The sequence below is a fragment of the Sedimentibacter hydroxybenzoicus DSM 7310 genome (assembly GCF_013403245.1).
Classification (GTDB): domain Bacteria; phylum Bacillota; class Clostridia; order Tissierellales; family Sedimentibacteraceae; genus Sedimentibacter; species Sedimentibacter hydroxybenzoicus.
In genome coordinates this window covers 22603-30290 of sequence record NZ_JACBNQ010000033.1, presented here as the reverse complement: position 1 = coordinate 30290, position 7688 = coordinate 22603, and the positions used below count along the sequence as shown (strand labels likewise).

Annotated in this window: 7 protein-coding genes, 1 pseudogene and 1 other annotated feature; of the genes and pseudogenes, 7 read left to right on the top strand and 1 reads right to left on the bottom strand. The window is 36.8% G+C overall.

Annotation, left to right across the window (positions count from 1 at the left end):
* Nucleotides 1-146 precede the first annotated feature (146 nt).
* Nucleotides 147-623 carry a peptide-methionine (S)-S-oxide reductase MsrA gene (gene msrA / locus HZF24_RS17480; protein WP_179239660.1) on the top strand — a complete coding sequence of 159 codons (477 nt, stop codon included), beginning with the start codon at nt 147-149 and terminating at the stop codon, nt 621-623.
* Nucleotides 624-631: 8 nt separating this feature from the next.
* Complete coding sequence (locus HZF24_RS17475) at nt 632-1192, top strand: uracil-DNA glycosylase (RefSeq protein ID WP_179239659.1); 561 nt, start codon at nt 632-634, stop codon at nt 1190-1192.
* A 101-nt stretch (nt 1193-1293) separates the two neighbouring features.
* On the opposite strand, the gene HZF24_RS17470 is transcribed toward HZF24_RS17475, so the two are convergent.
* On the bottom strand, nt 1294-2400 hold the full coding sequence (locus HZF24_RS17470; RefSeq protein WP_179239658.1) for a M20/M25/M40 family metallo-hydrolase: 1107 nt from the start codon (nt 2398-2400) through the stop codon (nt 1294-1296).
* Between the two features lie 148 nt (nt 2401-2548).
* Nucleotides 2549-2744, top strand: a binding site (T-box leader).
* Between the two features lie 149 nt (nt 2745-2893).
* Between HZF24_RS17470 and HZF24_RS17465 the strand changes: the two genes are divergently transcribed.
* From HZF24_RS17465 to HZF24_RS19125, 5 genes and pseudogenes are all read left to right on the top strand, one after another.
* Entirely contained in the window at nt 2894-3964 is a 1071-nt protein-coding gene (locus HZF24_RS17465; protein ID WP_179239657.1) for a pyridoxal-phosphate-dependent aminotransferase family protein, read from the top strand.
* Between the two features lie 16 nt (nt 3965-3980).
* On the top strand, nt 3981-4895 hold the full coding sequence (locus tag HZF24_RS17460) for a D-2-hydroxyacid dehydrogenase (protein ID WP_179239656.1): 915 nt from the start codon (nt 3981-3983) through the stop codon (nt 4893-4895).
* The gene (locus HZF24_RS17455) at nt 4895-6139 is read left to right on the top strand and encodes a DUF1015 domain-containing protein (protein ID WP_179239655.1); all 1245 of its coding nucleotides are present in this window, start codon (nt 4895-4897) and stop codon (nt 6137-6139) included. The genes HZF24_RS17460 and HZF24_RS17455 overlap by 1 nt, the downstream gene beginning before the upstream one ends.
* Nucleotides 6140-6220: 81 nt before the next feature.
* Entirely contained in the window at nt 6221-6934 is a 714-nt protein-coding gene (locus HZF24_RS17450) for a uracil-DNA glycosylase (RefSeq protein WP_179239654.1), read from the top strand.
* Between the two features lie 199 nt (nt 6935-7133).
* Nucleotides 7134-7653: pseudogene (locus tag HZF24_RS19125) on the top strand (recombinase family protein); the annotation flags it as partial.
* Between the last annotated feature and the right edge of the window lie 35 nt (nt 7654-7688).

Sequence of the window (7688 nt, the reverse complement as noted above, 5' to 3'; positions counted from 1 at the left end):
GTTTTTTCAAATCTTGTGATAAGTGAAACTGTATTTTTACTCTCCTGTGGATTGTTTTGCGGAAACTCAAGAATTAAATAATATTGTGATTAATTTAAAATATGGGTATAATAAATATAATGAAATCAAATACAGGAGTTGATAAAATGAAAGAAATTTATTTAGCGGGTGGATGTTTTTGGGGATTGCAGGCATACTTTGATTTGCGTAAAGGAGTTAAGGAAACGGTTGTAGGATACGCAAACGGAAATATGAAAAATCCTACATATGAGCAGGTATGTACTAATACAACCGGTTTTACGGAAGCTGTTTATATAAAATATGATGAAAAAGAAATAACTTTGAGCAAAATACTGGAGGATTTCTGGAAGGTTATTGATCCGACATTATTGAACAGACAGGGCGGGGATATTGGAACACAATACAGGACAGGGATTTATTATGTGAACGAAGAGGATTTAAAAATAATAAATGAATCCTTTAATAATGAAGCCCTGAAGCACGACAAGACGATAGTTACTGAAGTAATGCCTATAAAAAACTTTTATGCCGCGGAGGAATACCATCAAAAATATTTAGAAAAAAATCCGAATGGCTACTGTCACATTGATTTAAGCCTGTAGAGGTGCTTATGTATACGATGGATGAACTTAGGAAGTTTTGCTATAGCTGTCATAAATGCGGATTGTCTGAAACAAGGACAAACGTAGTGTTTGGAGAAGGAAGTGAGAATGCTGACATTATGTTTGTGGGGGAAGGCCCCGGATATAACGAGGATGTTCAGGGAAGACCCTTTGTCGGCAAGGCAGGGCAGCTTCTTGATAAGATGATTGAAGCTATATCTCTTAAACGAAGTGACGTCTACATAGCCAATGTAGTGAAGTGCAGACCTCCTGAAAACAGAAATCCCTTTGAGGAGGAAAGCAATGCATGCCTGAATTATTTAAGGTGGCAGGTTAAGTTGGTTAAACCAAAAATTATTGTGTGCCTTGGTGCGGTATCTGCTAAAAATCTTATAAATCCGGATTTAAGTATCAGCAGGCAAAGAGGACAGTTTGTAAAAAAGGGTGATATTTATTTTATGCCTACATACCATCCATCTTATCTTTTGAGAAATGAGTCTGCCAAGAAGGATGCATGGGAGGATTTTAAAAGTATCGCTGCAAAGCTTAAGGAAATAAAAGAAATATAAATAGAATAAAAGGGAGAAGATGATGTCTCCTCCCTCGCAATTGAGGTAAATAAACTGATCTATATTGATTTTTAATGGCTTTTCTAATACGATAAACACTGTTAAATTGTCATTAACTCAAAAACAAACTTTGAAGCATTTATAAAATCATTTATATTAAGCTGTTCGTCGGTTGTGTGAGCAAGTTCCATGCCGGCTCCCACATTAACTGCCTTTATACCGTTCAGATTAAATACGTTAGCGTCACTTCCTCCACCGGAAGGAATTTTTTCAGCTTCAAGCCCTAATTTTTCACATACGCTTTCAATTTGTTTAATATGCTCATCCTCTGAATCAAAAGCATAGGAGAGGTAGCAATATTCAATATTATATTCTAATGCAGCACCATATTTGTCGCATGCATCCTGCAGGCATTTAACCATATGGTCGGTTTGTAATTTAAGCTTTTCTGTAGAGCGGCTTCTTGCTTCCGCAACAATTTCAACTAATGGTGAAACGATGTTTGTGGCACCCACTGCCTTAAAGGTACCTATATTTGCGGTAGTTTCGCTGTCGATGCGAAGGAGGTTCATATTTGTTACAGCCTCTGCAGCTACTGTTATAGCACTGATTCCTTTTTCCGGACTTACACCTGCATGTGACGGTTTTCCTGTAATTTCAGCAAAAATTCTTGTTTGCCCCGGTGCCTCAATGATAATTTTACCCGGGCTTCCACCGCTGTCTAAAACTATTCCTTTTTTAGAAGTTAATTTAGAAAATTCAACCTCCTTGACACCATTTACACCGCCTTCTTCACAGATTGTAAAAACAATTTCAATAGGTCTGTGAGGCAAGTTATTTTCCTTTATAGTCCTTAGTGCTTCTATAATTGCTGTAATACCCGCTTTATCGTCTCCTCCGAGAATAGTATCACCCTTGCTTTTTATATAATTACCATCTATGTATGGGACTATACCGTTGCCGGGAGTCACTGTGTCCATATGAGCACTGAACAGCATTGATTCAGATTGATTAGTTCCGGGAATAAAGCAATAAACATTATTGCCGTTTGAATTTAGTTTTTTTCCTGCTTCATCAGTATAGGGTTCATATCCCAAATCCTTTAAATCATTGATTATTCTTTTTGATATAGCTTTTTCATTTTTTGTTTCACTGTCAATTTGCACATATTCCATAAATACATTTATAAGTCGTTCTTGATTTATCATGGCACACCTCGTTTTTATTTTATATTTTAATTATAATACATTTTATCAAAAATTTCCATGAAACAAATTTAGTTATATTAAAGTTTAGAAAAATTTAAAAAAAGAGTTGCTTTTTGATATGCAGCTTAATATAATAGAACGAAATAAATAAAAACCATTGATGAGGAATAGTAGGCAAGCTTAATGTGAAGAGAGCCGGCGGCAGGTGCGAGACGGTCTGATGTTTGTTGAATCCACCTTAGAGGGTTTGCGATGAGTAAAACGGAGGCAGCCGTTATATGCATAGAGTGGATCATTGTATCAATTTGGGTGGTAACGCGGAGGTTTAAGCTTTCGTCCCTTTCGGGGACGGAAGCTTTTTTAATATCCTTTATTTGTCGTACCTGAAATTGAAATAATGTTCAATTTGGGTGGCAACACGGAAGTTAACCTTTCGTCCCTTTGTGGACGGAAGGTTTTTTTTATAAATTATTGATATATTAGGAGGACTAAAATGAACAAAAAACTATTTATACCCGGACCGATCGATGTAAAGCAGGATGTATTGGACCAAATGACAAGACCTATGATAGGACATAGGTCAAAGGATGCCTCAACGATACAAAAAAGTATCAGTGAGAAGCTAAATAAAGTTTTTCATACGAAGGAGCAGATTCTTCTTTCTACATCTTCAGGCTCAGGTCTTATGGAAGGTGCTATCAGGTCGTGTACAAGGAAAAAAGCAGCAGTTTTTTCTGTTGGATCTTTCGGTGACCGCTGGTATAAGATGGCGATTTCCAATAACGTGCCAGCAGATAAATTCAGTGTTGAAGCAGGAAAAGCAACTACTGCCGAAATGGTTGAAGAAGTGCTTTCTACCGGTAAATATGATTTAATTACCATAACACATAATGAAACTTCTACCGGTGTGGAGAATCCTATATATGAAATTTCACAGGTTATAAAAAAATATCAGGATGTGGTTTGGTGCCTTGATGCCGTAAGCTCTATGGGAGGAACAAAGATAGAAGTGGATGAGCTTGGTGTGGATATTTGTATTACATCCACACAAAAAGCATTGGGGTTACCTCCCGGAATGGCTATCGCTTCAATGTCGGAAAAAGCCGTAGAAGCAGCAAAACAGGTTGAGTTCAGAGGACTATATTTGGATTTGTTAGAGCTGTATAATTACATTCAGAAAAAGGATTATCAATATCCGTCTACACCCGCGTTGTCTATAATGTATGCCATGGACTATCAGCTGGATAAAATTCTTGAGGAAGGTCTTGATAACAGATACGAGAGACATCTGTCGATGGCTGAGTATGTAAGAGAATGGGCTAAGAAAAACTTTGAGCTTTTTCCGGAAGAAAGGTATGCATCAAATACACTTACAACCATAAATAATGTAAGAGGTATCAATGTGGCTGAATTGAATAAGGAGCTCGGCAAAAGAGGATATGCAATATCAAACGGTTACGGTGATTTAAAGGAAAAAACTTTCAGAATATCACACATGGGTGATTACACCTTAAATGATATAAAAGAGTTACTGGAAAATATAAATGATATTTTAAAATTATGATTTTGGAGGAGATAATATGTTGAGAATTTTGATTTCTGACGGTATGGAGAATGAAGCGGTGAATAAGCTTAAAGCCATGAACTTAGATGTTGTGGAAAGACATTATGAGACAGATGAGCTTATGGAAGAAATAAAGAATTTTGATGTTTTGATTGTCCGTTCAAATACAAAAGTTAAAAAGGATATAATTGATGCTGCGCGTGTTACGGGAAGGCTTAAGCTCATAATACGCGGAGGTGTCGGACTCGACAATATTGATGTTGCATATGCAGAGGCAAATGGAATTCAAGTAAGAAACACTCCAAATGCCAGCAGTGCTTCAGTAGCCGAGCTTGTAATAGGTCAAATGTTTAATTTAGCAAGATTTATCCACAATTCAAACATTACCATGAGACAGGGACAGTGGAACAAAAAATCGTATGAGGGGATAGAAATTTTTAATAAGACACTAGGGATTATAGGCTTTGGCAGGATAGGAAGAGAAACAGCAAACAAAGCATCAGCATTAGGAATGAATATTGTATATACAGATGTTATTGGTGAAGTAGATAACTTAAAGTACAAGTATTTGCCCATGGACGAACTGCTTAAAGCTTCGGATTTTGTATCAGTTCATATTCCTTACAGTGGTGATAATGCAGTTATAGGTAAAAGAGAAATAGAAATGATGAAGGACGGTGCTTATATTATAAACTGTGCAAGAGGAGGAGTGGTAGATGAAGAGGCGCTTCTTGAAGCACTTGACAATAACAAGCTTGCTGGGGCTGCTATTGACGTATTTGTTGAAGAGCCTGCAAAAAACAGTCCGTTGATAAAGCATGACAGGGTATCCTGTACACCTCACATAGGTGCTTCAACACAAGAAGCACAAACCAGAATAGGTGACGAAATAGCAGAAATTATTTTTAATTATATAAAGGAGGGTGCTTAATGATTTTAAAAGCTTTTAAAGGTATACGACCTACTACGCAATTGGCTGATAAAATTGCCGCATTGCCATACGATGTTATGAACAGCCAGGAAGCGAGGATTATTGTAAAGGATAATCCTTACTCCTTCCTGCATGTAGACAAGGCAGAAATAGACCTTGACCCGTCTGTTGACATATATGATCACAGAGTATATGAAAAGGCAAGGGATAATCTCAATTATATGATTGATAAGGGTTGGTTAAAGCAGGACAAAAAAGAATGCTTTTATATTTACAAACAGATTATGGGGGAGCATGAGCGGACCGGGATTGTGTGTTGCTTATCTGTTGATGATTACCTGAATGATAAAATAAAGAAACATGAGCATACGAGGAATGATAAGGAGCAGGACAGAATAAATCATGTTATGTATTGTGATGCAAATACAGGGCCTATCTTTCTCATGCATAAAGCTCATAAACAAATAGATAAAATTAAGGATGAGTATATGAAAAATAATCAACCTGTTTATGACTTTGGTTCTGAAGATAGTATAAAGCACATAATATGGGTTATCGATGATGGTGAAACAATAGAAAAGCTTACTTTATTATTTAAAGAAATTGATAATATATATATAGCAGATGGGCATCACAGAGCAGCATCAGCAGTTAAAGCAGCGTTGAAGAAAAGAGAAGATACCCCTGATTTTACAGGGAGTGAAGAGTATAATTTTTTCCTTGGAGTATTATTTCCTCATAATGAGCTTAAAATAATGGACTACAACAGGGTTGTTAAGGATTTAAACGGACTTTCTGCGGAAGAATTTATAGATAGAGTAAAGGGAAGGTTCATAGTTGAAGTTCATGACGGGAAAGGACAATATAAACCTGACAGAAAACACAAAATTGGAATGTTTCTTTTAAATAAATGGTATATACTGACTCCTGTAAATGGTACGTTTGATGAAAATGATACGGAAAACAACCTAGATGTTTCTATATTGCAGAACAATTTATTATCACCTGTTCTGGGCATAAAAAATCCAAGAGCAGATGAAAGAATAGATTTTGTGGGAGGGGTCAGAGGCTTAGGAGAGCTGGAGAAAAGAGTCGGCGAAGGAATGGCTGTTGCGTTCTCCTTGTATCCCACCAGTGTAGATGATTTGATGGATATCGCAAATCAGGGAAAGGTAATGCCGCCTAAATCAACATGGTTTGAACCGAAGCTCAGGAGCGGATTGTTTATTCACAGCTTAAAATAACAAATTTGAAATATATTACATTGCTTTCAATAGCGATTATGAAATATAATGTAGATATAAAAATAATTTAAGGGTGAAATTATGAGTTTAATACCTAAGGATGCACATAGCTCGTGGGATAAGTTTTTGACACGTGAGATTATAGAAGAATTAAATATTATTGAAGAAAAAATAGGTGATAATACTAATCCTCACCATGATAATGTGTTGAGTTTTTTAAAGAATAATTTAAATGAGGTAAAGGTAGTTATTTTAGGTCAAGACCCATATCCCGAAAAAGGCAGACCTACAGGTCGCGCTTTTGAGGTAGGGGATTTGATATCATGGAGTCAAAAGTTCAGGCAGGTTTCTCTAAAGAATATAATAAGATTGATTCATAAGAATTATAATAATATAGAAAATTACGATGATATTATGAAATTTTCAGAAATTCAAAGAGAAATTGAAACAGGATACTTTAATATTTTACCTCCAGATCAATTGTTCAAATCATGGGAAAGACAAGGTGTTTTATTGCTGAACACCTATTTGTCGGTGGAGCCGGGCAAGTCAGGAAGTCATATTTCCATTTGGGAACCGTTCAGTATAAAGCTTTTGAATTATATATCTGAGGAAAACAAGAATATAAGCTACTTCTTATGGGGTAAATTTGCAGAAGAAAAAAAGCAATATTTAAAGCACGGGAAATTTTATATAAGCAGACATCCGATGATGTGTTCCGAAAAATACGATGATGATTTTTTAAGAAATGATTGTTTTAAGGATACAATGGGAATTGTTAATTGGTTAGGATAGTTAAAGGCGAAGCTCGAAAGGGCTTCTTTTTTTTTATAAATAGGAAAGTGCACAAAAAACGAAGGAAAGAAAAAAGCACAAAAAACCCCAAAAGAAAGGGAGAAAAGTGCTAAAAAAATCAATCTAACTTAAAAATATACCCTTTTTGTAGTAAAATGAAGTTACTGCAAATGAGCCGTTTGCCTGAAAGGAGTAATCCATGAACAGGCAGACAGGCAACGAAAAAATCACAGCACTCTATTCCCGATTGAGCCGAGATGATGAATCTATCGGGGACATCAATCCAAAATCAAAAGGCAATGTTAGAAAAGTATGCCGAGCAAAACGGCTTTTTTAACATTGCCCATTTTTCTGATGACGGGTATTCCGGCGGGAACTTTGACAGACCCGATTGGAAAAGAATGATTGAGGAAATCGAGAAAGGCAATGTAACCGCCGTCATTGCAAAGGATATGTCACGAATTGGGCGGGACTATCTGCAAACGGGCTTTTACACCGAAGTCTTTTTCCGAGAAAAAGGGGTACGCTTCATTGCCGTTTCCAACAATATCGACAGTCAAAATAAGGAAAGCGGCGAATTTGCCCCTTTCCTCAATATCATGTCGGAATGGTACTTGCGTGACGCAAGCCGCAAGGTAAAAGCAAGCCACAAGGCAAGGGGCATGAGCGGCAGGCGGCTGACATTCAAAGCCATATACGGCTATATGCCCGACCCCAAGGCGTACCGACCACGGCGAAGCGAACCCCTTAACAG